Source organism: Oceanicella sp. SM1341, assembly GCF_003448965.1.
In the GTDB taxonomy this organism is placed as follows: Bacteria; Pseudomonadota; Alphaproteobacteria; order Rhodobacterales; family Rhodobacteraceae; genus Paroceanicella.
Genome location: NZ_QRGC01000008.1, coordinates 21,787 through 46,341 on the forward strand (window position 1 = coordinate 21,787; position 24,555 = coordinate 46,341).

Below are 24,555 nucleotides of genomic sequence, written 5' to 3' on the forward strand. Positions count from 1 at the left end.
CGGCTCGCGGAGGCCCGTGCCGCAAGCGCGGCGGGGTGCCCGCCCCCTGCCTTGGGCGCGCGGGTCTGTCCACTGTGAACGGGGCCGGGGTTCGGGCCCGTCGCTGCGTTGAAGTGTGACGGCCGCTTCCCGCGCCGGGGGCCGCTCAGCGGACCTCCGCGCCTTCGGTGACGCGGCAGGCGTAGGGGCCGAGGGTTTCGCCCTCCGCCTCCTGCGCCTCGGGCGTGAGGTTGGCGAGGAACAGCGTGTCGCCCAGCTCCAGCCGCGCGAGGCCATCGGCTATCCGGCCGCCGTGAACCGGTGCGCCGGCGAGGCGGGCAAGCCGGGTGATCGGGTCGGCCAGCGGGCGCAGGCTGCCGTCGTCGCGGATCAGGCCGCGCGGGCCGTAGAGGGCGGCGGGGGTCCAGGCGGTGAGGCCGGCGGGCGCGAGGGCGGTGGCGAGGCCGAGGGTCCAGGCGGCGGCGAAGGCGCCGTCCTGCCGCGGGTCGTCATCGGCCATGCACAGGCGCGCGCGGCCGGGGTTGGGCATGGTGCGGCTGCCGTAGGGGTTCTGGCGCATCGCGATGGTGGAGGGGCCGAGCCGGCAGGGCAGGCCGCCGAGCAGCGCGCGCGCCGAGGCGGTGATGTAGGGCACCGCTTCGAGCCCCTCCATCACCGAGACATCGTCGGCCGCGTGCACGATGGGGCAGAGCCCGTGGGTGGCGAAGTCCAGCAGCGCCACCGGGGGCGGCTTGCGGTTCAGCTCGGGAAAGAAGCTCGCCATGCCGCCGCCCATCGCCATGCCCGGCGGGAAGGCGGCCCGGGCGGCGCGGTGAATGTCGGCGAGGGGCGGGCAGGCCGGCCAGGCCGAGCCCGGCGGCGTCGACTGCCGGTCCACCGACGGGCAGACCATCACCGAGGCGGGGCGGAAGCCGGCCTCGGCCACGGCGGCGGCGTAGCCTGCGAACTCGGCCCCGAGGTCGCCCCCCGGCGGGCAGCGGGCGATGAGTTCGAGGTCGAAGGCACCCTCCCAGGCGCGCTGCAGGGCGGCGAAGGCGGCGAGCTCCGCCGCACCCTGCCCCGCCGCGGTGTCGAGATGGCAGAGCAGGCGCTGGGGCGCGATGGCGCGCAGGGCGGTGGGGTCGGCCGCCGCGCGGGTGGCCTCGGCGGCTGTGATCACAAGCGCGGTTTCGGGGAAGCGCGGCTCCGCGGGGCCGGGGGGCAGCGGCTCGGCTGGGGGGCTGGCGGGCGCGGGCGCCCAGCTCAGATGCACGGATTGCGCGAGGGGCGCGCCATCCTCCAGCCGGTAGGGCCAGGGGAGGGCCAGCGGGCGGTTGTAGGTCTTGAACGAGGCATCGCCCCATTGCCGCTGGTCCTCCATCTCGAACGTGTCGCCCTCCAGAAGGCAGGTGACCCGCAGGCCGCCGGCCACGTGGCGGAGCGCGCGGATGTCCTTGAAGGGCTGCCAGGGCGCGATGAGCAGCGGGAAGCGCGCCGCCTCCTCCCGCCCGTCGCCATGGGTGACGGTGACCGGGGCGCCCGCCACGCCGAGGATGGGGTGGAGCACGGTGAAGCCGGCGCGGTTGGTCTCGAAAGCGCCCGTGGCCCGGCCGGAGGCGCTGACGGTGAGGCGGTCCAGCCCGGCCTCGATGCGCAGCGTGACGTCGAGCCGGGCGGTGCCGGTGCGGAAGCGGGCGTGGAAGGTGACCACGAGGCGGTCGGGGCCCTCCTCCGCCGCGAGGTCGGTGATCTCGGGCGCGAGCGTGCCCCAGTCGCGGTCGCGCACGGGGAAGGAGACGGAGCGGATGAGCTCCGTCCCGCCGTGGCGGATGTGGCGCAGGGCGCCCTCCTCCAGCGTGAAGCTCAGGGCGCCAAGGGTGAAGCGCCGTGCCGTGGCGGGCAGCACATCGGTGCCCCAGAGGGCGCGCGCCGCGCTCACAGCTCGGCCGGGTCGAGCGTGCCGGCGCCGGCGGCGGAGGCGTATGCGGCCTCCACCAGCGCGAGGGTGCGCAGGTTGTCGGCGCCGCTGGTCTCGGGGGCGCGCCCGATCGCGAGACAGTCGAGGAAATGCGCCTGGATGCGCAGCACGCTCTCCTGGATGTTGTGCCAGGGCCGCTCGGCCCAGGGCAACAGCGGCGGGGCGACGGAGCGGCTCTCCTCGCCGCGAGGGGTGGAGAGGGTGAGGCGGTAGCCCGCGTCGAGCCGCAGGGTGCCGGCCTCGCCGTCGATCTCCAGCAGGGTTTCGGGGAAGGTCTCCGGGCTGCGGCGGGTGGCGTAGGAGCAATCCACCACCGAGGTGACCCCGCCGCGATGGGCGAGCAGCATGGTGGCCACGTCCTCGCCGCGGATGTCCGCGTTCACCCGCCGGGTGGTGGCGGAGAGGTGCGTCACCTCGCCGAAGAGCGCGCGGGCGATGTCGAGGATGTGGATGCCGAGGTCCTCGATGATGAAGCGCGGCTGGGTGGCGAGGTAGGGCTGGCCGGAGAACACGTCGAAGCCGGAGCGGAAGCTCACCCGGCCGAAGAAGGGCGCGCCGATGGCGCCGCCGTGCAGCGCGTCGATGGCGCTGCGCACCGCCCCCTGCCAGCGGAAGTTCTCGTGCACCATGAGGGTGACGCCGGCCGCCTCGCAGGCCGCGACCATGGCGCGGGCATCGGCCATGGAGGGGGCGAAGGGCTTCTGGCAGATCACGTGCACGCCCGCCGCCGCCGCCGCCTCCACCAGCACGCGGTGCGAGGCGACGGTGGTGGCGATGTCGACGAAGTCGAGCCGCTCGGCGGCGAGCATGGTGGCCGCGTCGGTGTAGGTGCGGGTGATGCCGAAGCGCGCCGCGGCGAAGGCGAGGTGCTCGGGGTCGCGGTCGCACAGCGCGGTGATCCCGACACCGGGCAGGTCTGCCCAGGCGTGGAGCTGGTTCTGCGCGAAGAACCCGCAGCCGATGACGGCGCCCTTGAGCATCGCGGCCTCCCTCACTTGCCCAGGGCGGCCTGCGCCTGCAGCGCCACCCGGGCCTGCAGGCGCTGCTGGGCCTGGTCGACCACCACGGCGGCGATGATCACCAGCCCCTTGATGACCGTCTGCCAGAAGGCGGAGACGCCCATCATCACCAGCCCGTCGGAGAGCACGCCGATGACGAAGGCGCCCACGATGGTGCCGCCGATGCGCCCGCGCCCGCCGGACATCGAGGTGCCGCCCAGCACCGCCGCGGCGATGGCGTTGAGCTCGAAGGTCTCGCCCGTGGCGGGGTGGGCGGCGACGAGCTGGGAGGAGATGATCAGCCCCACGAGCGCGGCGCAGAAGCCGGAGAACATGTAGACGAACATCTTGATGCGGTTCACCTTTACCCCCGAGAGGGCGGCGCCGCGCTCGTTGCCCCCCACGGCGTAGATGAACCGGCCCAGCGGCGTGCGCCGGGCGATGTAGGCGGCAAGGCAGCCCACCGCCACCAGCATCCAGATCGAGATCGGGATGCCGAGGAACGAGCCCGCGCCGATGAGCCGGAAGCTCGCCGAGCCATACTCGGGGTTGCCGCCGAGGTTGGGGAAGGTGGCGCCGTCCGACGACAGCAGGGCGAGGCCGCGCGCCACGTAGAGCGTGCCCAGCGTGGCGATGAAGGGGGCAACGTTGAGCTTTGTCACCAGCAGCCCGTTCACCGCCCCCACCGCGACACCGACGAGGATGACGATGAGGCAGATCTCCAGCGTGTTGAACTGGATCGACCAGCCCAGCCCGGGGTTCACCCCGTAGAGCACCAGCCAGCCCGCCACCATGCCGCAGAGCCCGACGATGGAGCCCACCGAGAGGTCGATGCCCCCGGAGATGATCACGAAGGTCATGCCGATGGCGAGGAAGGCGTTCAGCGCCACGTGCTTGGACATGATCACCATGTTCGCCGTGGAGAGGAAGTTGGGTGCCGCGAAGGCGAAGAAGGCGAAGACGAGGATGAGCGCGATGAAGGTGCGGGCCTTCAGGAGCAGGAGCAGCGCGCCCTGCGTGCCGGCGCTGCCCGGCGGGTTCGTGGCGACGGCGGTCATGGGCGTGCCTCGGCTTGAAGGGTTTCGGGATGGGGCGCATCGGGCGCGTGGCCCACGGCGGAGGCGGCTACGAGGCGCGTCTCGGTGGCCTCCTCGCGCGGGAACTCGCCGGTGATGCGGCCGTCGGACATCACGATGATGCGGTCGGAGAGCGACATCACCTCGTCGAGGTCGGAGGTGACGAAGAGGATGCCCAGCCCCTCGGCCGCGAGCTTGCGCATGGTGCGGAACACCTCGGCCTTGGCGCCGATGTCGATGCCGCGGGAGGGCTCGTCCATCAGCAGCACCTTCGGCCGGGTCATCAGCGCCTTGCCGATCACCACCTTCTGCTGGTTGCCGCCCGAGAGGCTGCCCACCGGGTGTTCGTCGGAGGCGATCTTGATGGCGAGGCGGCGGACGAAATCACCCACCGCGCCCTTCTCGGCCCGCAGGTTCATGTGGAAGACGCGGGTGAAGTCCCACAGGCTCGAGAGGGTCATGTTCTCGCGGATGGAGAGGATCTCCACCAGCCCGTCCTGCTTGCGGTCCTCGGGGATGAGGGCGATGCCGCGCTCGATGCGCCCGGCCACCGAGCGCTCGGTGAGCGGCCGCCCCTCGACGAAGAACCGCCCCGTGGCGTGGGAATGCCGGCCGATCACGCATTCGAGGAACTCGGAGCGCCCCGCCCCCATCAGCCCGTAGATGCCGAGGATCTCGCCGGCGCGCAGGGAGAGCGAGACGTCGTTGACCGCGAGCCCCCCGCCCGGGCGCGCAAGGCTCACGCCCTCGGCGCGGAACAGCTCGGGGCCGAAGGCGTGCTCCTCGGTCTTGGCGAAATCCTTCGAGGCCTCGCCGATCATGTTGCGCACGATCCAGCCCACGTCGACGCCCGCCATGGGGCGCGAGCCGGTCACCACCCCGTCACGCAGCACGGTGATGTAGTCGCCGATGCGGATCAGCTCCTCCAGCCGGTGCGAGATGTAGACGATGCCCACGCCGTTGCGCTTCAGGTCGGCGATGACGCGGAACAGGATCTCCACCTCCGAGGCCGAGAGCGCGGAGGTGGGCTCGTCGAGGATGAGGATCTTCGCGTCCTGGGAGAGGCTCTTGGCGATCTCGACGATCTGCTGCTGGCCCACGCGCAGCTCGCCCACCGGGGTGTCGGGGTCGATGTCGTGCTCGAGCCGGGCCATGAGGGCGCGGGTGGCCTCCCGCTGGGCTGCCTTGTCGATGTCGATGCCGAGGCGGGTGCGCTCGCGGGTGATGAAGATGTTCTCGGCCACGGTCATGTTCGGGAACAGGTTGAGCTCCTGGAACACGATGCCGATGCCGTGGCGCGCGGCGTCTTCCGTGCCGTGGAAGCTCACCTCCTCGCCCTCCATCAGGATGCGGCCCTCGGTAAGGCGCTCCACCCCCGCGATCACCTTCATCATGGTGGACTTGCCGGCGCCGTTCTCGCCCACCAGCACGTTCACCGCACCCATGCGCAGGTCGAAATCCGCCGCCTTCAGCGCCACGGTGCCGGGATAGACCTTGGTGCCGCCGCGGATCTGCAGGCCCACGGGGTGCTGGCCGGGCTCCATCAGCGGGCCTCCAGGGTGACGGGCACGAGGGGGATCGGGCTCTCGCCCGCCTTGGGCGTGATGACGCCGGTGAAGGCGTAGGTGGCCCCTGCGGGGTCGGCTTCGGGCTTCGCGATATCCGCCACGGCGCGGTCGTTGAGGGCGCGGGCGAGCTTGGCGAACTCGATCTGGTCGCGGAAGGCGGTGAAATCGTAGACGGTGAGCGCGTCGCGCAGGCCGGTGCCGCGCACGATGGGGCCGAGCTGCACGCGGATGTCGGCGGCGCCGTCGCCGTCGGTGTCGAGGTCCATCGAGGCGGCGCGGCTGTCGAGCTTGGAGGCGACCACGGTGCCCTGCCCGCTCACCACGAAGTTCCACGGCGCCGAGCCCGCGGCGGGGCGCACGCCGAAACGCTCGCCCGCGCTGTCGAGCCCGGCGGCGAGGGCGGGCTTCACCTCGGCGAAAGCGGCGGTCTCCTGCGCGAGCGCGGGCAGCACCGTCTCCTCCCAGTCCGCGGCGACACGGGCCTCCATGCGCTGCTCGTCGGTCTGCTGCGCGCCGCCACCGCCCGAGCCGTCGGCCGCGGTCGGGTCCGGGTCGGGGACGATCTTGCAGCCGGCGAGGGCGGGCAGGATGAGGGCGAGGCAGAGCCAGCGCAACATGAACTCCTCCGGAAGCGGCCCCGCGCGGCAGACGGGCGGGGCCGTCCGGCGGGGGGGTATCGGGAACTCGGGGGCCGCCCGGGCAAGCGGGCGGCGGGGCAGGTCGGCCCACGGGCGGGCGGCGGTGAGCGCGCCATCGGCGCGGGCCGCGCGGGCGGCCCGCGCGGCGGGGGCTCAGCCGTCGAGCGCGAAGGTCTCGAGCTGGCCGGCGTTCTCGGGGGTGATCAGGATGCAGTCCATGAGCTGCTTCTCGTCCACCCCGGTCTCGCCGGTGCGCAGGTACTGGTCGGCCTGCTCCACGGCGAGCTGCGCCTGGCGGAAGGCGGGCTGCAGCACCGTGGCCTTGATGCCGCCGGCGAGGATCGAGTCCCGCACGTCGTTGGAGCCGTCGAAGCCGACCACGATCACGTCGGTCCGCCCCGCGGCCTCCAGCGCCGCCCAGGCGCCCATGGCCATGGTGTCGTTGCCCGAGATCACGCCCTTGATGTCCGGATGGGCCTGCAGGATGGTCTCCATCTTGCCGTAGGCCTCGGTCTGCGACCAGTTGGCCGACTGCTGGGTGACCATCTCGAGGTCGGGGTACTGGTCGATGATGTCGTGGTAGCCGGCGGAGCGGATGCCGGCATTGGTGTCGGCCTCGCGGCCGAGGAGCTCGGCGTACTTGCCCTCCTCGCCCATCAGCTCGACGAACTGCTCGGCCCCGAGCTGGGCGCCCTGGTAGTTGTTCGACACGATCTGGCTCACGGCGATGCCGCTCTCCTTGATCTCGCGGTCGATGAGGAAGCTGGGGATGCCGGCGTCCTTCGCGCGCTGCACCGGGGCGACGGTGGCATCGGCCCCGGCATTGTCGAGGATGATCGCCTTCGCGCCGCGGGCGATGGCGGTGTCGAACATCTCGGACTGCTTGTTGGGGTCGTCGTCATGCACGAGCACGAGCGTGTCGTAGCCCAGCTCCTTGGCCCGCGCCTCGGCGCCCACGGCCTCGGCCTTGAAGAACGGGTTGTCGTGGCTGGGGGTGATGATGGCGATGAGATCGGCGGCCGAGGCCAGACCCGGAAGGCTGCAGGCCATCGCGAAGGCGACGGAGTGCAGCAGCACTCTGCGTGTGAAATTCATTTTTGCTCCTCCCGCCCGGGCAGGCACGTTTCGCCGTGCCTTGACCTCCCGTGGCGCCATCAGGGTGCAACAGACGTCTCCATGCGTCAACAGGTATGATGAGTATCACAGATGATCTCTTTTGAGGTGCCACGCCACGCGCGCGAACGGGCGCGCCCCGCGTGCGAACAGACGCGCTCCGCGCGGGGGGCGGAGCGGTGCAACATGCTGGAAACGCGGGGGTTTGCGGCTCAGGACGAGCCGCGGGGCACGATCTCGAAGCCGAGGTCTATCACCGTTGTCTCGGCGCTGCCGCCCTGCAGCCGGGCCAGAAGGCCGCGCGCGGCGGCATGGCCGAAGGCCGGGCGGTCGACCCGCACGGTGGTGATGCCGGGGCTGGTCCAGGGGCTGAAATCCTGGTCGCCGAAGCCGATCACCGCCACCTCGCCCGGCACGTCGAGACCGCGGGACTGCGCCTCGATCAGCACGCCATGGGCGAGCAGGTCGGAGCTGCAGAACACCACGCCGCCGGTGAAGCCCTCGGCCTCGATGAGCCGGGCGAGCCCCTCGCGGCCGCATTCGAGGCTCGCTTGCGCGGGGAACAGCGCCTGGGCCGCGGTGGCGCCGGTGCGGGCGCGGAAGCGCTCGGTGAAGGCGGCCATGCGGCGGCGGGCGCGCTCGTCTCCGGCCGAGACCACGCCGGCGCGGCGGTGGCCGGCATCGGCGGCGTAATCGGCCACGGCCCGGCCGGTCTCGATATGGGAGAAGCCCACGCAGAGGTCGATCGGGCTGTCGGTGATGTCCCAGACCTCGACCACGGGGATGCCGGCGCCCAGCAGCATGCGCCGGGTGCGGGCCGAGTGGTGGATGCCGGTGAGCAGCATCGCGTCGGGCCGGCGCGAGAGATGGGCGGCCACCAGCGCCTCCTCGTCCTGCGGGGCGAAGCCGGTCTCGGAGAGCATGATCTGGTAGCCGCTGTCGCGGATGCCGGCGCCGAAGGCCTGGATCATCGAGGCATAGACCACGTTGGTGATGGAGGGCACCAGGGCGGAGACGAGGCGCGAGCGGCTGGAGGCGAGCGCGCCCGCGAGCGCGTTGGGCACGTAGCCGGTGAGCTCGATCGCCTCGCGGATGCGCTCCATCGTGGCGGGCGAGACCTTGGAGGGGTCGCTCAGCGCCCGCGAGACGGTGACCTGCGAGACCCCCGCCAGCCGGCCCACGGCCTCCATCGTCACCCCGCGCGAGGCGGGGCGTTTCGCCGGGGCCGGCCTGTCGTGATCGTCCTTGCCATCCATGGCGCGCATCATCCTGTCCGGGGCGGGGGAGTTCAAGCCTCCTCCCCGCCCTGCCCGTCGCGCCTTGCCTTGCGCGCGAGCAGCACCGAGACCACCACCGAACCGATGATCAGCACCCAGAGCAGCATGGCGATCCAGCTCTTGGTGAAGAAGATGGTGAGGTCGCCGAAGCTCTCGAGGCTCTTGACGAAGTAGATCTCGGCCGAGGGCCCGAGGATGAAGCCGATGATGAAGGGCGCGATCTCGAGCCTGAGCTTGCCCGCGAGCCAGCCGAAGATGCCGAAGATCGCCAGGGTCCAGACATCGAACATGATGCCGTAGTTGATGGTGTAGGCGCCGATCACGCACATCATCAGGATGACGGGGAAGAGGATGTGCTTGGGGATGGTCACCACCAGCGCGAACCAGCGGATGGCGACATACATCATCACCAGCATCGCCACATTGGCCACCAGCATGGCGATGATCATCGCGTTCCAGGTGTCGGGGTTGTTGCCGATGAAGAGCGGGCCCACCTGCACGCCCTGCAGGGTGAAGGCGCCGATCAGCAGCGCGGTGGTGGAATCGCCCGGGATGCCGAGCGAGAGCAGCGGCACCAGCGCGCCGCCGGTGAGGCCGTTGTTGCCGGCCTCGGAGGCGATGATGCCCGCCGGCTCGCCCTTGCCGAAGCGCTCGGGGCGGCGCGAGAAGGTCTTGGCGTTGGTGTAGGCGATGATCGAGGCGGCCGAGCCCCCCACCCCGGGCAGGATGCCCACGAAGGTGCCGATGCCGCCCGAGCGCAGCAGGTTCACCACCTGCCCGCGGAAGACGGAGAAGGAGAAGCTCGCATGCGCGCCCACCTTGATGTCCTTCGCGGAATGGCCCTTGGGCACGCCCAGTTCGGCCTGCTCGAGGATGGCGGCGAGGCCGAAGAGCCCGATCAGCACCGGCAGCAGCGAGAAGCCGCTCTCCAGCCAGTACTCGGTGCCCGGCGGCACCAGGCGCAGCTCGCCGTTGCCGCCCGAGGAGACGTCATAGGTGCCGATCAGGCTGATGAAGATGCCCAGCACGCCGGAGAAGATGCCCATCAGCATGTCCTTCGACAGCGCCGCCATCACCGTGAGGGCGAAGAGGATGATGAGGAATTTCTCCACGTAGGAGAACTTGATGGCGAAATCCGCCAGCGTGGGGGCGAAGAGCCAGAGCACCACGAGGCTGATGATGCCGCCCGCGAAGGAGGCGATGATGCCGATGCGCAGCGCCGTCTCGCCCTCGCCGCGCTGTGCCATCGGGTAGCCGTCGAAGGTGGTGGTGATCGAGCTCGGCGTGCCGGGAATGCCCAGCAGCACCGCGGGCACCAGCCCGCCCGAGATGCCGCCCACGTAGAGGCCGAGCAGCAGCGCCAGCCCGTTTTCCAGCCCCAGCGAATAGGTGAGCGGCAGCGAGACCGCCACCGCCATGGTGGCCGTCATGCCCGGGATGGCGCCGAAGATGATGCCCACCATCGTGCCGCCCAGGATGAGCGACAGGAAGAGCGGCGTGATGAACTCGAACATTTCGGCCTCCCGACGGGGAATTCAGCAACGGCTGCGTGTTCAGGGCAGGGTGAGGAACAGCGGGTAGGTGAACAGCCACCACACGAAGACCGGCCCCGCGAGGGCCACCACCACCAGCGGCAGCACCTGCCGCGGTCGGCGCTCGTGCATGAACAGCAGCCCCGTGGCCAGGATGTAGGGGATGGAGCACAGCAGGAAGCCCAGCCCCGTGTTGGGCCAGATGTCGCCCACCGGCACCATGGCGGAGAAATAGACCAGCGTGAGCGCGATGGTGCCGAGGAAGCGCGGCTTGTCCATCGCGGCGAGGGTGCGCCGCCAGTATGGCACCGCGGCGGCGATGCGCGCGCGGTCGCGGATCGCGATGGCCAGCCCCAGCAGGCCCAGGATGATGGCGATGAGGATCGGGAACACGAGATGCGATGTCTCGAAATCGATCGTCACGCGGGTGAGATCGCCCATGCGGACCCCCTTTGGGTGAGCGGGCCCGCCCCGGGGGCGGGGCGGGCCGGAACTGCGGGTTCAGCCGGGGCGGCTCAGGAGCCGCCGGAGATCTCGGAGATCACCTTCTCGTAGGCGTCGCGCTTTTCCTGCAGGTGGGCGCGGGCCTCCTCGGCGGAGAGGTAGTTGGGGATGAAGAAGGCCGCCTTCTGGCGTTCCTGGATCTGGCCCTCGGCGAAGATCTCCCCCAGCGCGGTGTCGATGGCCGCGGCGATCTCGGGGTCCATCTCCTTGTTGAACAGCAGGAAGAACTCCTTGTCGAAGGTGAAGTCCTTCTCGCCGTCGAGGGTCACGCTGGTCTGCGGGCTGGCGTGGGCGAGCATGTCGGCGCGGCTGGTGCCGCCCATGCCGGCCTCGGGCGCCTGCTCCAGCGTCTCGGGCCGCGCGGTGATCCAGACGAAGCGCATCGCCTTCGCGTCATCGGCGGGCAGCTGGGTGAACTGCTCGTTGGCCTGGATCGAGCCGTTGATCACGTCGGCGAGGTCGTCCCACATCGCCTGGTTCTTGTCGGATTGCGAGCCGGTGTTCACCGGGACGATGTTCTCCTCCGAGCCCGGCGCGCGCAGCTTGGCGGCGTTCTTGAGCGCGGAGAAGCCGATCTCGGAGACCCCGCCGGGCTGAATGGCGACGCGCACCCGGGTGCCGGCCTCGGCCGCGGCGAGGATGTCCTCCATGCTCTGGTAGGGCGAATCGGCCGGCACCAGATAGGCGTTGCCGGGGTTGATCGCCACCGTGGGGCCCACGGTGTAGTTCTCGAACGGGTCGTCGTAGCCGGTCACGCCGTAGAGATTGGCGAGGTAGGACTGGTCGTGGAAGATCATGATCGTGGTGCCGCGGCTGTCGCGCGCCAGCGCCTTGAACGCCTCGGTGGCGCCCACCGCGTCGACCTTGATGTTGATGCCCAGCTTCTCGGACAGCGCGTCGGCCACGATGGCGGAGTTCTGGTAGGTGTCGCCGCCGGTCGACTTGGAGCCGATCACCATGCGCATGTTGCGCGGCAGGTTCTGCGCCTCGGCCACCAGCGGCAGCGCGAGCAGGGACGCGGCCGAAGCCGCAGCGAGAAGCGTTCTGCGCGTGAGTTTCATGTGGTCCTCCCTTGGGCCGCACCGCGGCCACTGCGGTTCTGCACCGGGGTCACTGCCCCCGGGGCGCCTTATGTAAGCGCATACATGAATATCAGCACAGCTTCCCGAGCCCTGTCAATGATTCAGCGATTGGTCCACCCGAGACGGGTACGCGGCGGATTCTCGAGCGGCGCGATTGACAGGACCGGCAATGATTGCGCATACATTGAGGAAGAAATGTTGGAGGAAAGGCAAACGATCATGGCCGCCACACCCCGCAAGACCCCGCAGGAGCTGCGCTCGTCGCGCTGGTTCGGACCGGATGACCTGCGCAGCTTCGGGCACCGCTCGCGCATGATGCAGCTGGGCTACTCGGAGGCCGATTTCCGCGACAAGCCGCTGATCGGCATCCTCAACACCTGGTCGGAGATCAACTCCTGCCACGGCCATTTCCGCGAGCGCGCGGCCGACGTGAAGCGCGGCGTGGCGCAGGCGGGGGGCTTCGCAGTGGAGATGCCCGCACTCTCGGTCGACGAGAGCTTCACCAAGCCCACCTCCATGCTCTACCGCAACATGCTGGCGATGGAGACGGAGGAGATGATCCGCTCGCACCCGTTCGACGGCGTGGTGCTGATGGGCGGCTGCGACAAGACCACCCCCGGCCTCGTGATGGGCGCGCTCACCGCCGGCGTGCCGATGATCTACCTGCCCGCCGGCCCGATGCTGCGCGGGCATTACGCGGGGCGGATCCTCGGCTCGGGCTCGGACGCCTGGAAATACTGGGACGAGCGCCGCGCCGGCAACATCTCCGACGAGGAATGGCTCGGCATCCAGGGCGGCATCGCCCGCTCGGTGGGCACCTGCATGACCATGGGCACCGCCTCGACCATGACCGCGATCACCGACGCGATGGGCCTCACCCTGCCCGGCGCCTCCTCGATCCCCGCGCCCGATGCCGGCCACCAGCGCATGTCGGCCGACTGCGGGCGCCGCATCGTCGACATGGTGTGGGAAGACCTCACGCCCGACCGGATCGTGACCGCCGCGGCGGTGCGCAACGCGGCCATCATCGCCATGGCCACCGGCTGCTCGACCAACGCGGTGGTGCATCTCATCGCCATGGCGCGGCGCGCGGGTGTCGACTTCACCCTCGACGATCTCGACGAGCTGGGCCGGGTGACGCCGCTCATCGCCAATGTCCGCCCCTCGGGGAAGGACTACCTGATGGAGGATTTCTTCTACGCGGGGGGCCTGCGCGCGCTGATGAAGCAGATGGAGGAGCGGCTCGACACCTCCTGCCTCACCGTCACCGGCAAGACGCTCGGCGAAAACCTCGAGGGCGCCGTGGTCTACAACGACGACGTGATCCGCCCGCTGTCAAACCCGGTCTACCACGAGGGCTCGCTCGCGCTGCTGCGCGGCAACCTCTGCCCCGACGGCGCGGTGATCAAGCCCGCCGCCTGCGACCCCAAGTTCCACGTCCACGAGGGCCCGGCGCTGGTGTTCGACAGCTACCCGGAGATGAAGAAGGCCATCGACGACGAGGATCTCGAGGTCACGCCGAACCACGTGCTGGTGCTGCGCAACGCCGGGCCGCAGGGGGGGCCGGGCATGCCGGAATGGGGCATGCTCCCCATCCCCAAGGCACTGATCAAGCAGGGATATCGCGACATGCTGCGCATCTCGGACGCGCGGATGTCGGGCACCTCCTACGGCGCCTGCGTGCTGCATGTGGCGCCCGAGGCCTTCATCGGCGGCCCGCTCTCGCTGCTGCAGACCGGCGACATCGTGCGCATGGACCTGCCGGCGCGCCGGCTCGACATGCTGGTGGACGAGGCCGAGATCGCCCGCCGCCGCGAGGCCCGGGTGCCGCCCGAGCCGCGCTTCGCCCGGGGCTGGGGCTGGATGTTCTCGCAGCATGTCACCCAGGCCGACAAGGGCTGCGACTTCGACTATCTCGAGCGCGGCTTCGGACCCGCCGCGGGCGAGCCCGACATCTTCTGACATCTGCGCACGGAGGCCAGAATGGCGCTCGACCTCGACACCGCCCTCACCGGCATTTCCGGCATCCTCGTGACGCCCTATGACGCGGAGGGCGAGATCGCCCCCGCGCGCCTCGCCCCGATCATCGACCGCGCGCTCGGCGCGGGCATGCACATGCCGGTGGTCAACGGCAACACCGGCGAGTTCTACGCGCTGACCACCGAGGAGGCCTGCACCATGGCCCGCGAGGTGGTGGCGCTGGTGGACGGCCGCGCCCCGGTGCTGGCCGGCGTGGGCCGCGGCATCCGCGACGCCTGCCGCCTTGCCCGCGTCTCGGCCGAGGCGGGGGCGACGGCGCTGATGATCCACCAGCCGCCGGACCCGTTCGTCTCGCCGCGCGGCACGCTCGACTACGTGGCCGCGGTGCACGAGGCGGGCGGCGGCCTGCCGGTGATGCTGTACCTGCGCAACGACGCCATCGGCACCCGCGCCATCGCCGATCTCTGCGCCCTGCCCGGCGTGCGCGGGGTGAAATGGGCGACGCCCAACCCGCTGAAACTCGCCGAGGCGAAGGCGGCCTGCGACCCCTCCATCACCTGGGTGGGCGGGCTCGCCGAGGTCTGGGCGCCGCCGCTCTACGCGGTGGGGGCGCGGGGCTTCACTTCCGGGCTGATCAACGTCTGGCCGGAGCGCTCGGTGGCGATCCATGCGGCACTCGAGGCGGGAGATTACCCGGAGGCGAACCGGCTCATCGCCGGCATGCGCGCCTTCGAGGACATCCGCGCGGAGGAGCTCAACGGCACCAACGTGACCGGGGTGAAGGCCGCCCTGCAGGCCACGGGGCAGGATTGCGGCCCGACGCGCCCGCCCTCCGCCTGGCCGCTGACCGAGGCGCAGCAGGCCCGGCTCGGCGCCTTCCTGAAGGAAAGCGGCCTCGCCTGAACGCCGGGGCTCCTGCCCTGCTCCGGCCGCCCCGGCGCGGGTGATGCCCGCGCCCCCGACCGGGCACCGAGTGTCGCCGCCTGTCGCGCGGCCTGATCGCCCTGCCCGTGGCGCCTGCCGCGGCGCCGCCCAGTTCTGAACCGGCCCGCGCGGCTTTGCCCGGCGGTGCCCCCGAGGAGACCGACCCGATGAACGAAGCTACCCGCGAGATGCTGATGAACGTCTCCGTGGCCACGCTGGCCACGGCGCTGTTCAAGCGCGGCCTGCGCCACCAGGTGATCCAGGGCGTGCGGCCGCTGGGCTGGAAGGGGCGCAACATGGTGGGCCCCGCCTTCACCCTGCGCTACATCCCCGCGCGCGAGGACCGCAACGACATCTCGGTGTTCCGCAACGCCGACCACCCGCAACGCGTGGCGATCGAGAGCTGCCCCGAGGGGCACGTGCTGGTGATGGACAGCCGCAAGCAGGCGGATGCCGCCTCGGCCGGCGACATCCTGATCACCCGGCTGATGATGCGCGGCGGTGCCGGCGTGGTGACCGACGGCGGCTTCCGCGACGCGGCGACCATCGCCGGGCTGGAGATGCCGGCCTATCACACCCGCCCCTCCTCGCCGACCAACCTCACCAACAACGAGGCCATCGCCATCAACGAGCCCATCGCCTGCGGCGACGCGCCGGTGTTTCCCGGCGACATCATCGTGGGCGACGCGGATTGCGTGATCGTGCTCCCCGCCCATCTCGCCGACGAACTGGCCGCCGAGGCGAAGGAGATGACCGTCTACGAGGATTTCGTGGTGGAACAGGTGAAGGGCGGTGCCGGGATCATCGGCCTCTACCCCTGCACGAAGGACGAGAACCGCGAGGCCTTCGAGGCCTGGCGCAAGACGCAGGGCCGCTGAGGGCGGCCCCTGCCCCGCGGGCTCATTCCGCCGGGCGGGGCTGCGGGGCGGGCGCCGGTGCGGGTGCGGCCATGTGCGCGGGCATCTGGACCGGCCTGAGCATCAGCGCCGCGGCGAGGCCGACGGCCGCGATGCCCGCAGCGGCGGCGTAGAGCCAGGTGAAAGCGTCGGAGAAGGCGAGCGCGACGCCCCGTTGCGCCGCCTCCGGCAGGGCGGCCAGCGCGTCGGGGGCGATGGCCGCTCCCTCGCCGCCGGTGAAGTTCAGCCCGCTGCCCGCCAGGCTGGAGGAGATGATCGCGCCGTAGAGCGAGATCGCGAGCGCCGCGCCCGCCATGCGGCACAGGGTGACCGCGCCGGTGGCCGCGCCGATATCGGCCCGGGGGGCGGCGAGCTGCGCGCCCAGCACCGGCGCCTGCTGGCCCAGCCCCACGCCCGCGCCGTGCAGCAGCAGCGTGACCGCCACCATCCACAGCGGCGTGCCGGCGTGCAGCCGCGACATCACCAGCATCATCGCCACCGACAGCGCCAGCCCCGCCACCAGGAAGGGCTTGTACTGCCCCGTGCGCGAAATCAGCCGCCCGGCGCTGAGCGAGCCCGCCGCTATCCCCCCGGTGATGGCGATGAAGAACAGCCCGGCATGCGCGGGCGAGAGCCCGGTGGTCATCTGCAGGAACAGGGCGTGGAAATTCACCATGCCGATGGCCACGCTGCCCGAGGTGAGCGCCACGACGAGCAGCAGCGGGAAGGTGGGGTCGCGGAACAGGCGCAGCGGCACGATCGGCTCGGGCGCGCGGCGCTCGACCAGCACCCAGGCGAAGGCGGCGAGCGCCGCGAGCCCCAGCACGCCGAGCGCCGCGGGGGTGAACATGCCGCCGAACACCTGCGCGCTGTCGGCCCAGAGCACCGTGCAGCCGATGGCAAGCGCCAGCACCGCGGCGCCGGCATAGTCGATCTTCGGCTGGCGCTGCGGGCGGTGGTTTTCCAGCAGCAGCCACAGCCCGGAGAGCGCCAGCACGCCGATGGGCAGGTTGACGAGGAAGATCGAGCGCCAGCCGAAGAGCTCGCTCATCGCCCCGCCCAGCGTGGGGCCCACCGAGCCCGAGGCCACCAGCACCAGGCTGGAGAAGCTCTGGTACTTCGCCCGCTCGCGCGGCTCGAACAGGTCGGCGTTGATCGAGAAGATCGACACCATGATGCCGCCGCCGCCCAGCCCCTGCAGCACCCGCGCCGCGATCAGGCTGTCCATCGACCAGGCCAGCCCGCAGGCCAGCGAGCCCACCGCGAAGAGCGCCACCGCGAACATCATCACGTACTTGCGCCCGAAGAGGTCGCCCAGCTTGCCGTAGACCGGCATCACCGAGCTCATCGCCAGCAGGTAGGCCGAGCTCACCCAGCCGAACTTCTCGATGGCGCCGAACCGGCCCACGATGGTGGGCAGCGCGGTGGAGACGATGGAATTGTCCAGCGTCGCCATGAACATCGACAGCATCAGGAAGCAGAAGACGACGAGCCGGCGGCGGCGGGTCAGCCCCGAGGGGGTCTCGGGCGAGGAAAGCGGTGGCATGAGAAACCCGGTGGATGAGTGAGGGCGGCGAGACGGGAGGCCGGGCCACGGGCGCTGCGCCGTGCGGGGCTCTTGCAACATATGTGCTGACAGCATATTTATGTCAACAGCACATATCTGCAAATCTCCCTGCCGAAGGGCCGCCATGACATCGAACATCCCCGCCGGGCCGGAGCAGGCCGCGCCTTCCGCCGTGCCGGAGGAGGACCTGGTCCGGATCTCCTCGGTCATCGGCCGCCTGCGGGTGCTCATCGGCCGGCGGGTGATCAGCCGGGTGGCGATCGAGAACGTGGCGCCGGGGGCAGAGCTCTCCTACATCGACGTGCTCTCCGTGGTGCCGCCGCATGGCCCGGGGGCCGCCGATGCGCTGGAGGGCACCACCGTGGGCGCGGTGGCGAAGGCGATGCGCATCGACCCCTCGCGCGCCAGCCGGCTGGTGTCGGACATGGTGGAGCGCGGGCTGCTCACCCGTGTCGCCTCGCCGAGCGACGCGCGCTCCAGCCTCGTGGTGCGCACCGGACTGGGCGAGCGGCTGCATGCCGAGCTGCACGCGGTGAAGCTGCGCCTGCTGCACGAGGTGCTGGAGGACTGGCCGGCCGAGGACGTGGCCCGCTTCGCCGAGCTGTTCGAGCGCTTCATCGGTCTCTGGGAAAACCGGATGGACCGCGCCGGCGGCGGCTGAGCCGCGGCCGGGCAAGGCGGTCGGCCCCCAAGCCCTCGCGGGGCCACCGGGGCCGGTGCCGATCCCGCGCCGGGGCGGGCAGGCCGCATGCGCGGGCGGCGGCACCCGGCCGTGCCGCCACAGCCCCGGGGCCGGGCCGGGCGGGAGCTGCCCGGGACCTGGCCGCAGCATTCCTGCGAAGCGGGCCGCGAAGGGCGCGCTCCGCCGACCCGAGAGGGGCCCCCGGCGCCGGGCGGGGCGGTGCTTTGCTGCAGGCAGGATTGCTGCCGAACCGTGTCGGCGCGCCTCCGACACGGGCGGTGCCGCCTCCACGCCCGGCCTCCCTCCGCCGGCGCGGGCTGCGGGGTGATCGGTGCGCCTCGGCCCGCTCAGCGCGGGTCGGGCTGGCCGGGGTCGAGCGGGCTGATCTCGTTGATATGGTGGCGGGTGAGGGCCTTCATGCGCCCGGTGTCGCGCGCCCGCAGCGCCTCGATCATCAGGAAATGGTCGCGCGAGGCGCGCTCGGCCTGGCTCACCGAGCTCCAGGGGTTGGGCACCCCGGCGGGGCCGCGGTGGCGCAGGGCGGTCATCTCCTCCACCAGAGTGCGGTTGGGGCAGATCGAGAGCAGGCGCAGGTGGAAGGCGCTGTTCGCCGCGGTCTGGGCGCGGCGGGGCCCCTCGGTGATGGCGCGGTCGAAGGCCTCGGCCAGGGCGTGCAGCTCGTCGATGTCGGCGTCGGTGATGCGCGCCATGATGCTGTCGAGCGCGTAGACCTCCAGCACGGTGCGGATCTCGCGGATCTCCGCCCGCAGCCCGCTGTCGGACTGCATCACCCGGTAGCCGCGATTGGGCAGGTGCTGCACAAGGCGCCGCGTGCTCAGCCCCTCCAGCGCCCGTCGCACCGTGGGGCGCGAGACGCCGTACTGCTCCTCCAGGTCCACCAGCTTCAGCCAGGCCCCCGGCGCGTAGACGCCGTTCACGATGTCCTCGGCCAGCCTGTCGGTGAAGGGGGGGCGGTTGTCCTGCGGCATGTCGGCACCTCTCGCGCGTTTGGGCCGGAACGTTTCGGCTCTGCTCATAGATCATCGCGCGGGGCTTGCCAAACTGGAATAAAAATTTGCGCAAATAATTTATCATATATTGACACACATAAATGCGCATCGTTTCATCGGGGCAGGAGAACGGAGACCCCACATGCTGCCCCAGCTCACCGACGACGCCACCGCCCGCCGCCGCTCGCTCTACAAGCGCGGCAAGACCGCCTCCGTCGCCTGCAAGGCAGACCCGCGGTTCAGCTACATGCTCTATGTTCCGGAGATCGATCCCGCCGGCCCGCCGCCGGCACTGCTGGTGTCCATGCACGGCACGGCGCGGCAGCAGGAGCTCTACCGCACGTCCTTCGCGGAGTTCGGCCAGTACAACAACTGCGTGGTGCTCGCCCCGCTCTTCCCCATCGGCGTGCGCGGCGACGACAATTCCGACGGCTACAAGTACATCCTCGAGGGCGACATCCGCTACGACGAGGTGCTGCTCGCCATGGTGGCCGAGGTGGAGGCGGCGCTGGGGGTGAGCTTCCCGCGCTTCATGCTGTTCGGCTTCTCGGGCGGCGGGCATTTCACCCACCGCTTCCTGTTCCTGCACGCGGACCGGCTGTCGGCCGCCTGCATCGGCTCGCCCGGCTCGGTGACCCTGCTCGACGACAGCCGCGACTGGTGGGTGGGCATCCGCAACGTGAAGGAGATGTTCGGGCTGGAGGTGGATTACGACGCCCTCGCCCGGGTCGACGTCCACCTGGTGGTGGGCGCGGCCGATCTCGAGACCTGGGAGATCACCCACCAGCCCGGTTCGCAGCACTGGATGGAGGGCGCGAACGACGCCGGCGCCACCCGGATCGAGCGCAACACCGCGCTGATGAACTCGCTGAAGGCGCACGGGGTGCAGGCCACGCAATCCATCGCGCCGAACGTCTCGCATTCGATGACCGGGGTGCTGCCTTACGTGAAGGATTTCTTCCTCGCCCACCTGCAGCGCCAGCGCGCGAGGAAAGCGGCATGAGCGTGTCCGCCCCCCCGATGATCGAGATCTCCGGCCCGCCGGAGGCCCGTGGCCGCCAGTATGGCGCGGCGGCCGACACCCGCATCCGGCGCGGTGCCGCCTTCTACCAGTCGCTGCTCGAGCAGCGCGGGCTGAAATGGGGCGCGGTGATGGACACCACGCGCCTGCTGCTGGGCCGGATGGCCGAGCTGAGCCCCGTGCAGCACGCGGAGGTGCATGCCATCGCCGCCGGTGCCGGGCTCGACCCCGCCGAGGTGCTGCTGATCAACGCGCGCTCGGAGGTTCTGAATGCCGGAACGGTGGCGGTGCCGGCGGCGGAGCGCTCCGAGCTCGACGACGGCTGCACCGCCGCGGCGGTGCTGCCCGGGCGCTCGGCCAACGGCCGGCTGATCCACGGCCAGAACTGGGACTGGCGCCCGGAATGCGGCGAGGTGGCGGTGGTGCTCGTCGTGCGCCGCGCCGACGGGCCCGACCTGATGACCTATGTGGAGGCCGGCGGCCTCGCCCGCGCGGGCATGAACGCCAACGGCATCGCCATCACCGGCAACAACCTCTCCACCGATGACGAGAGCTGGTCGGCGCCGGGCATCGCGCTCTCGGTGGTCCGCCGCCTCGCGCTCGAGGCGGAGACCTATGCCGAGGCGCTGAACGCGGTGGCGCGCACCCCGCGCTCGATCTCCAACAACATGATGCTGAGCTGTGCCGGCCCCGAGGGCGACGCGATCAACCTCGAGACCACGCCCGGCGAGGTGTTCTGGGTGCTGCCCGAGGACGGGATCGTGACCCATGCCAACCATTTCGTCAGCCCCGCCGCCCGCGCCAAGCTGCGCGACGGCGGCGTGGTGGAGGGCATGGACAGCCTCTACCGTGACCGGCGGGTGCGCGCCCGGCTGGAGAAGGACGGCAGCGCCATCACGCTCGACAGTTTCAAGTCCGCCTTCGAGGACCGGTTCGGCCACCCCCGCGCCGTGCTGCGCACCCCGGACATGACCCGCACCAACCGGATCTCGGCCACCGTGGCCTCGATCATCATGGACGCGGAGGCGGGCGAGATGCACGTGCGCCAGCTGCCCTACGAGAACGAGGAGTACGTGACCTACAGGCTCTGACCCCGGGCCCCGCCCGGGCGGCTTGCAGCCCTGCCCGACCGGCTTCGGCCGGTCAGAACCAAGATGATGCCGGCCCCGGCCGGTCACATCGAGTTCCTGCCGCTGCCTGCCGGCGGGAGCAGCCCAGGGCCGGCGCCAGACCGGCCGTCCAGAAGAAAGCCCGGCCGGGGCTGCCCGGCCACCTGAAAGCGCTCGCCGGGCCCCGTGCCCGGCAGATGTCCGGACCGGGGCACACCCCGGCTTCACGCCCGAACCAACAGGGGTCACACCATGAAAACCATTGCCATGGCGACGGGCTCTGCCGTCGCGGCCGCCCTCCTTGCCACCGCCGTTCCGGCAGTTGCCGACACGGTGCTCAACGTCGCCTTCGTGCAGGACATCCGCGGCACCCAGCCCGGCGTGGACCGCGACGGGCAGACCGACACTGTGCAGATGCACGTGGTCGAGGGGCTGGTGGCCTATGCCACCGATTTCTCGGTGAAGCCGATGCTGGCCGAGAGCATCGAGGAGAGCGAGGACGGGCTCACCTACACCTTCCCGCTGCGCCACGGCGTGACATTCCACAACGGCGCCGAGATGACCGCCGAGGAGGTGAAATGGTCCTGGGACCGCTACATGGACCCGGCGACCAACTGGCGCTGCCGCTCGTATTTCTCCGGCGAGGACGGCCCGGAGGTGACGGCGATGGAGGTGGTCGACCCCTACACGGTGCGCTTCACCCTCGCCTCGCCCTCGGCGACCTTCCTCGGCAATCTCGCGCGCTTCGACTGCGGCTCCACCGCCGTTCTGCACCCGGATTCGGTGGATGCGGAGGGCAACTGGGTGGCGCCGGTGGGCACCGGCCCCTTCACCTTCGGCGACATCCGCCCCGGCCAGTACGTCGAGCTGCTGAAGTTCCCCGACTACGTCTCGCGCACCGATGAGCCCGACGGCTATGCCGGCGCGAAGGAGGCGCTGGTCGACCGGGTGCGCTTCAACATCCTGCCGGAGGCCGCGGTGAAGAAGACCGCCTTCCTCGCCGGTGACCTCGACATCTCCACCATCGACCCCTCCGACATCGACGAGATCGAGGCCGCGCCGGGCAACGTGGTGCAGACCGTGCAGACCGCCGTCTGGGACGCGATCCTGATCAACACGCGTGACCCGCTCCTGTCGGACAAGCGCATCCGCAAGGCGATCGCGCTCTCCATCGACCCCGAGCAGATGGTCGCGGTGGTGACGGAAGGCAAGGGCAGCCCCAACCCCTCGCCGGTGCCGCCCATGTCGGCCTTCTACGGCGAGACGGAGGCGAAGGGCATCGGCTATGACCCCGAGCAGGCGAAGGCCCTGCTGGAGGAGGCGGGCTACGACGGCGCGCCGATCACCATCCTCACCAACCGCCGCGCGGGGGGCTATTTCGAGCGCGCGCTCGTCGCCCAGGCGATGATGGCCGAGGTGGGGCTGAACGCGCAGCTCGAGACCATGGAATGGGGCACCCAGCTCGACAAGTACGTGACCGGCGACTACCAGATGCAGTCCTTCGCCTATTCCACCCGGCTCGACCCGGCGCTGAGCTTCGAGATGATCACCGGCGACCACCCGCGCAAGGTGTTCCGCACCCCCGAGGCGATGGAGCTGGTCGAGCAGGCGATGACCGTCTCCGAGCCGGCGAAGCGCCAGGCGATCATCGACCAGCTGCACGAGGCCTTCCTCGAGGAGGTGCCGGCGATCAGCGTCAACCACCGGGTGATGTTCTACGCCATGAAGGACCATGTCTCCGGCTTCCGGGGCTGGGGTGCGGCGAAGGAGATCTACTGGAACGTCGGCCTGGCCGAGTGACCGGCTGACCCCCCTCCGAGACGAAAGGCGGCACCCATGTGGCTCTACGTCCTCAAGCGCATCCTGATGGGGCTGCCGACCCTGTTCCTCGTCGCGGTGATCGTGTTCGCGCTGGTGCGGCTGATCCCGGGCGACCCGGCGCAGCTGATGCTGGGCGACCTCGCCGACGAGCAGTCCCTCGCCGCGATGCGCGCCCGGCTGGGGCTGGACCAGCCGATCCCGCTGCAGTTCCTCATCTGGCTGGGCGACATCCTGCGCGGCGAGTTCGGCCACTCGATCCGCACCGGCGAGGCGGTGCTGCCCACCATCATGGGCCGCTTCTCGGTGACGGCGAGCGTGGTGGTCTTCGCCGTGCTCGCCGCCATGCTGGTGGCCGCCCCCGCCGGGCTGATCGCGGCGCGTTTCCAGAACCGGCGGCTCGATTTCGGCATCATCCTCACGGCGATCATCAGCCTGTCGATGCCCAGTTTCTGGGTGGGGCTGATGCTGCTGCTGCTCTTCGGGGTCACGCTGGGCTGGCTGCCCACCATCGGCTACGTGGGGCTCGACGAGGACCTCGGCCGGGGCCTGCTCTACCTCATCATGCCGGTGGTGGCGCTGGCGCTCACCGAGATCGGCGTGCTCACCCGGATGATGCGCTCCTCCGCGCTCGAGGTGCTGCGGCTGGAATATGTCACCCATGCCCGGGCCAAGGGCCTCTCGGAGGGTGCCGTGCTCACCCGGCACGTGTTCAGGAACGCCGCCGGCCCCTCGCTCACGCTGCTGGGGCTGATCCTCGCCTCGCTGCTCGGCGGCGCCACGGTCACCGAGACCGTGTTCAGCCTGCCGGGCATCGGGAAACTCATCGTCGACAGCATCTATGCCCGGGACTACCCGGTGCTGCAGGGCGCGCTGCTGCTGGTGGCCTCGGTCTACGTGATCGTGAACCTGGTGGTCGACCTGCTCTACACGGTGCTCGACCCGCGGGTGCGCCTGTCATGACCTTCCTCTCCGACCTCTCGCGCCGGCTCAACGGCCGCATCGGCCTCACGCTCTGCGGGCTCGTGCTGCTCGCCGCCCTCACCGGCCTGCTCTGGACCCCCTACGACCCGGTGAAGACCGATTTCATGGCCCGCTTCGCCGGTGCCTCGGCCGAGCACCTGCTGGGCACCGACATGTACGGGCGCGACCTGCTCTCGCGCGTGCTCTCCGGCGCCTCGGTCTCGATCCTGATCTGCTTTCTCACCGTGGCGCTGGCGGTGACGGGGGGCGTGGTGCTCGGCGCGCTCTCGGGCTTCGTCGGCGGCTGGCTCGACCGGCTGGTGATGATGTTCACCGAGGCGCTGATGGCCTTTCCGGGCCTGCTGCTGGCGCTGTCGCTGATGGTGATCCTCGGGCCCTCGGAATTCGGCGTCATCCTCGCGCTCGCGCTGGCCTACCTGCCCTCGGTCACCCGGCTGGTGCGCGGCACGGTGCTCTCGGTGCGCGAGAAGGAATACGTGGAGGCCTCGGTGGCGCTCGGCAACGGCTGGCTCTACACCCTCGCGCGCCACGTGCTGCCGAACTGCGTGGCGCCGCTGATCGTGCTCGCCACCACCATGCTGGGCTGGGTGCTGCTGGCGGAGAGCGCGCTCTCCTTCCTCGGGCTGGGCGTGCCGCCCCCCGCCCCCACCTGGGGCAACATGCTGGCCGAGGCGCGCGGCGACCTCACGCGCGAGCCCTGGCTGGGCATCCTGCCGGGCCTGTGCATCTCGGTCACCCTCGTGGGGGTGAACCTGCTGGGCGACGCGCTGCGCGACGCGCTCGACCCGCGCAACGACCGGGCGGCCTGAGGAGATGGAC

General features: G+C 70.8%; 21 protein-coding genes. 9 read left to right on the forward strand and 12 right to left on the reverse strand.

All coding sequences use genetic code 11. The features are described 5' to 3' along the window. Nucleotides 1–145 precede the first annotated feature (145 nt). The 10 genes from D3P35_RS26930 to D3P35_RS09550 all read right to left on the reverse strand — a co-directional run bounded on the left by D3P35_RS26930 (nucleotide 146) and on the right by D3P35_RS09550 (nucleotide 11,724). Nucleotides 146–1,918, reverse strand: coding sequence for a hypothetical protein (locus D3P35_RS26930; protein WP_118134484.1), 1,773 nt, complete (start codon nucleotides 1,916–1,918; stop codon nucleotides 146–148). Continuing rightward, on the reverse strand, nucleotides 1,915–2,937 hold the full coding sequence (locus D3P35_RS09510; protein ID WP_118134485.1) for a Gfo/Idh/MocA family protein: 1,023 nt from the start codon (nucleotides 2,935–2,937) through the stop codon (nucleotides 1,915–1,917). Before D3P35_RS09510 ends, D3P35_RS26930 begins: the two co-directional genes overlap by 4 nt. A gap of 11 nt (nucleotides 2,938–2,948) precedes the next feature. Further along, nucleotides 2,949–4,013 (reverse strand): ABC transporter permease, encoded by a 1,065-nt coding sequence (locus tag D3P35_RS09515; protein WP_118134486.1) that lies wholly within the window; start codon nucleotides 4,011–4,013, stop codon nucleotides 2,949–2,951. Then, a complete protein-coding gene (locus D3P35_RS09520; protein WP_118134487.1) occupies nucleotides 4,010–5,575 on the reverse strand; it encodes a sugar ABC transporter ATP-binding protein in 1,566 nt (521 codons plus the stop codon). Before D3P35_RS09520 ends, D3P35_RS09515 begins: the two co-directional genes overlap by 4 nt. After that, nucleotides 5,575–6,216 carry a DUF2291 family protein gene (locus D3P35_RS09525; protein ID WP_118134488.1) on the reverse strand — a complete coding sequence of 214 codons (642 nt, stop codon included), beginning with the start codon at nucleotides 6,214–6,216 and terminating at the stop codon, nucleotides 5,575–5,577. The genes D3P35_RS09520 and D3P35_RS09525 overlap by 1 nt, the downstream gene beginning before the upstream one ends. 174 nt (nucleotides 6,217–6,390) lie before the next feature. Then, a complete protein-coding gene (locus tag D3P35_RS09530; protein WP_118134489.1) occupies nucleotides 6,391–7,332 on the reverse strand; it encodes a D-ribose ABC transporter substrate-binding protein in 942 nt (313 codons plus the stop codon). A gap of 230 nt (nucleotides 7,333–7,562) precedes the next feature. Beyond that, on the reverse strand, nucleotides 7,563–8,642 hold the full coding sequence (locus tag D3P35_RS09535) for a LacI family DNA-binding transcriptional regulator (protein WP_232830446.1): 1,080 nt from the start codon (nucleotides 8,640–8,642) through the stop codon (nucleotides 7,563–7,565). Continuing rightward, nucleotides 8,639–10,141: a tripartite tricarboxylate transporter permease gene (locus D3P35_RS09540; RefSeq protein WP_118134490.1), complete on the reverse strand. Its 1,503-nt coding sequence runs from the start codon at nucleotides 10,139–10,141 to the stop codon at nucleotides 8,639–8,641. Before D3P35_RS09540 ends, D3P35_RS09535 begins: the two co-directional genes overlap by 4 nt. A 39-nt stretch (nucleotides 10,142–10,180) precedes the next feature. Continuing rightward, a complete protein-coding gene (locus D3P35_RS09545; protein WP_118134491.1) occupies nucleotides 10,181–10,600 on the reverse strand; it encodes a tripartite tricarboxylate transporter TctB family protein in 420 nt (139 codons plus the stop codon). A 74-nt stretch (nucleotides 10,601–10,674) separates the two neighbouring features. After that, nucleotides 10,675–11,724, reverse strand: coding sequence for an ABC transporter substrate-binding protein (locus tag D3P35_RS09550; protein WP_118134492.1), 1,050 nt, complete (start codon nucleotides 11,722–11,724; stop codon nucleotides 10,675–10,677). A 240-nt stretch (nucleotides 11,725–11,964) separates the two neighbouring features. Between D3P35_RS09550 and araD the strand changes: the two genes are divergently transcribed. The 3 genes from araD (at nucleotide 11,965) to D3P35_RS09565 (ending at nucleotide 15,527) form a co-directional block, all read left to right on the forward strand. After that, nucleotides 11,965–13,707, forward strand: a complete 1,743-nt coding sequence (gene araD / locus D3P35_RS09555) for an L-arabinonate dehydratase (protein ID WP_118134493.1) — start codon at nucleotides 11,965–11,967, stop codon at nucleotides 13,705–13,707. Nucleotides 13,708–13,728: 21 nt separating this feature from the next. Beyond that, nucleotides 13,729–14,628, forward strand: a complete 900-nt coding sequence (locus D3P35_RS09560; protein ID WP_118134494.1) for a dihydrodipicolinate synthase family protein — start codon at nucleotides 13,729–13,731, stop codon at nucleotides 14,626–14,628. A 188-nt stretch (nucleotides 14,629–14,816) separates the two neighbouring features. Beyond that, on the forward strand, nucleotides 14,817–15,527 hold the full coding sequence (locus D3P35_RS09565; RefSeq protein WP_118134495.1) for a ribonuclease activity regulator RraA: 711 nt from the start codon (nucleotides 14,817–14,819) through the stop codon (nucleotides 15,525–15,527). Nucleotides 15,528–15,549: 22 nt separating this feature from the next. On the opposite strand, the gene D3P35_RS09570 is transcribed toward D3P35_RS09565, so the two are convergent. Continuing rightward, the gene (locus D3P35_RS09570; RefSeq protein WP_118134496.1) at nucleotides 15,550–17,091 is read right to left on the reverse strand and encodes an MDR family MFS transporter; all 1,542 of its coding nucleotides are present in this window, start codon (nucleotides 17,089–17,091) and stop codon (nucleotides 15,550–15,552) included. A gap of 145 nt (nucleotides 17,092–17,236) precedes the next feature. On the opposite strand from D3P35_RS09570, the gene D3P35_RS09575 reads away from it, so the two are divergent. Beyond that, nucleotides 17,237–17,773, forward strand: a complete 537-nt coding sequence (locus D3P35_RS09575; RefSeq protein WP_118134497.1) for a MarR family winged helix-turn-helix transcriptional regulator — start codon at nucleotides 17,237–17,239, stop codon at nucleotides 17,771–17,773. Nucleotides 17,774–18,141: 368 nt separating this feature from the next. Here the strand turns inward: D3P35_RS09575 and D3P35_RS09580 are convergent, their stop codons facing one another. Next, nucleotides 18,142–18,783 (reverse strand): GntR family transcriptional regulator, encoded by a 642-nt coding sequence (locus D3P35_RS09580; RefSeq protein ID WP_198670534.1) that lies wholly within the window; start codon nucleotides 18,781–18,783, stop codon nucleotides 18,142–18,144. A 163-nt stretch (nucleotides 18,784–18,946) separates the two neighbouring features. On the opposite strand from D3P35_RS09580, the gene D3P35_RS09585 reads away from it, so the two are divergent. The 5 genes from D3P35_RS09585 (at nucleotide 18,947) to D3P35_RS09605 (ending at nucleotide 24,545) form a co-directional block, all read left to right on the forward strand. Then, nucleotides 18,947–19,807, forward strand: coding sequence for an alpha/beta hydrolase (locus D3P35_RS09585; protein WP_118134499.1), 861 nt, complete (start codon nucleotides 18,947–18,949; stop codon nucleotides 19,805–19,807). Beyond that, a complete protein-coding gene (locus D3P35_RS09590; protein ID WP_118134500.1) occupies nucleotides 19,804–20,916 on the forward strand; it encodes a C45 family peptidase in 1,113 nt (370 codons plus the stop codon). The genes D3P35_RS09585 and D3P35_RS09590 overlap by 4 nt, the downstream gene beginning before the upstream one ends. A 270-nt stretch (nucleotides 20,917–21,186) precedes the next feature. Then, entirely contained in the window at nucleotides 21,187–22,734 is a 1,548-nt protein-coding gene (locus D3P35_RS09595) for an ABC transporter substrate-binding protein (RefSeq protein WP_118134501.1), read from the forward strand. A gap of 36 nt (nucleotides 22,735–22,770) precedes the next feature. Next, nucleotides 22,771–23,715: an ABC transporter permease gene (locus D3P35_RS09600; RefSeq protein WP_118134502.1), complete on the forward strand. Its 945-nt coding sequence runs from the start codon at nucleotides 22,771–22,773 to the stop codon at nucleotides 23,713–23,715. Then, nucleotides 23,712–24,545 (forward strand): ABC transporter permease, encoded by an 834-nt coding sequence (locus tag D3P35_RS09605; protein WP_118134503.1) that lies wholly within the window; start codon nucleotides 23,712–23,714, stop codon nucleotides 24,543–24,545. The genes D3P35_RS09600 and D3P35_RS09605 overlap by 4 nt, the downstream gene beginning before the upstream one ends. The last annotated feature ends 10 nt before the right edge of the window (nucleotides 24,546–24,555 follow it).

What these genes read in the sequence shown, in the direction of transcription:
- D3P35_RS09570 (WP_118134496.1), bottom strand. Translation starts at nt 17,091, where the DNA reads ATGCCACCGCTTTCCTCGCCCGAGACCCCCTCGGGGCTGACCCGCCGC.
- D3P35_RS09595 (WP_118134501.1), top strand. Translation starts at nt 21,187, where the DNA reads ATGAAAACCATTGCCATGGCGACGGGCTCTGCCGTCGCGGCCGCCCTC.
- D3P35_RS09605 (WP_118134503.1), top strand. Translation starts at nt 23,712, where the DNA reads ATGACCTTCCTCTCCGACCTCTCGCGCCGGCTCAACGGCCGCATCGGC.
- D3P35_RS09550 (WP_118134492.1), bottom strand. Translation starts at nt 11,724, where the DNA reads ATGAAACTCACGCGCAGAACGCTTCTCGCTGCGGCTTCGGCCGCGTCC.
- D3P35_RS09545 (WP_118134491.1), bottom strand. Translation starts at nt 10,600, where the DNA reads ATGGGCGATCTCACCCGCGTGACGATCGATTTCGAGACATCGCATCTC.
- D3P35_RS09585 (WP_118134499.1), top strand. Translation starts at nt 18,947, where the DNA reads ATGCTGCCCCAGCTCACCGACGACGCCACCGCCCGCCGCCGCTCGCTC.
- D3P35_RS09560 (WP_118134494.1), top strand. Translation starts at nt 13,729, where the DNA reads ATGGCGCTCGACCTCGACACCGCCCTCACCGGCATTTCCGGCATCCTC.
- D3P35_RS09515 (WP_118134486.1), bottom strand. Translation starts at nt 4,013, where the DNA reads ATGACCGCCGTCGCCACGAACCCGCCGGGCAGCGCCGGCACGCAGGGC.
- D3P35_RS09590 (WP_118134500.1), top strand. Translation starts at nt 19,804, where the DNA reads ATGAGCGTGTCCGCCCCCCCGATGATCGAGATCTCCGGCCCGCCGGAG.
- D3P35_RS09520 (WP_118134487.1), bottom strand. Translation starts at nt 5,575, where the DNA reads ATGGAGCCCGGCCAGCACCCCGTGGGCCTGCAGATCCGCGGCGGCACC.
- D3P35_RS09580 (WP_198670534.1), bottom strand. Translation starts at nt 18,783, where the DNA reads ATGCCGCAGGACAACCGCCCCCCCTTCACCGACAGGCTGGCCGAGGAC.
- D3P35_RS09600 (WP_118134502.1), top strand. Translation starts at nt 22,771, where the DNA reads ATGTGGCTCTACGTCCTCAAGCGCATCCTGATGGGGCTGCCGACCCTG.
- D3P35_RS09565 (WP_118134495.1), top strand. Translation starts at nt 14,817, where the DNA reads ATGAACGAAGCTACCCGCGAGATGCTGATGAACGTCTCCGTGGCCACG.
- D3P35_RS09530 (WP_118134489.1), bottom strand. Translation starts at nt 7,332, where the DNA reads ATGAATTTCACACGCAGAGTGCTGCTGCACTCCGTCGCCTTCGCGATG.
- D3P35_RS09510 (WP_118134485.1), bottom strand. Translation starts at nt 2,937, where the DNA reads ATGCTCAAGGGCGCCGTCATCGGCTGCGGGTTCTTCGCGCAGAACCAG.
- D3P35_RS09525 (WP_118134488.1), bottom strand. Translation starts at nt 6,216, where the DNA reads ATGTTGCGCTGGCTCTGCCTCGCCCTCATCCTGCCCGCCCTCGCCGGC.
- D3P35_RS09575 (WP_118134497.1), top strand. Translation starts at nt 17,237, where the DNA reads ATGACATCGAACATCCCCGCCGGGCCGGAGCAGGCCGCGCCTTCCGCC.
- araD (WP_118134493.1), top strand. Translation starts at nt 11,965, where the DNA reads ATGGCCGCCACACCCCGCAAGACCCCGCAGGAGCTGCGCTCGTCGCGC.
- D3P35_RS09540 (WP_118134490.1), bottom strand. Translation starts at nt 10,141, where the DNA reads ATGTTCGAGTTCATCACGCCGCTCTTCCTGTCGCTCATCCTGGGCGGC.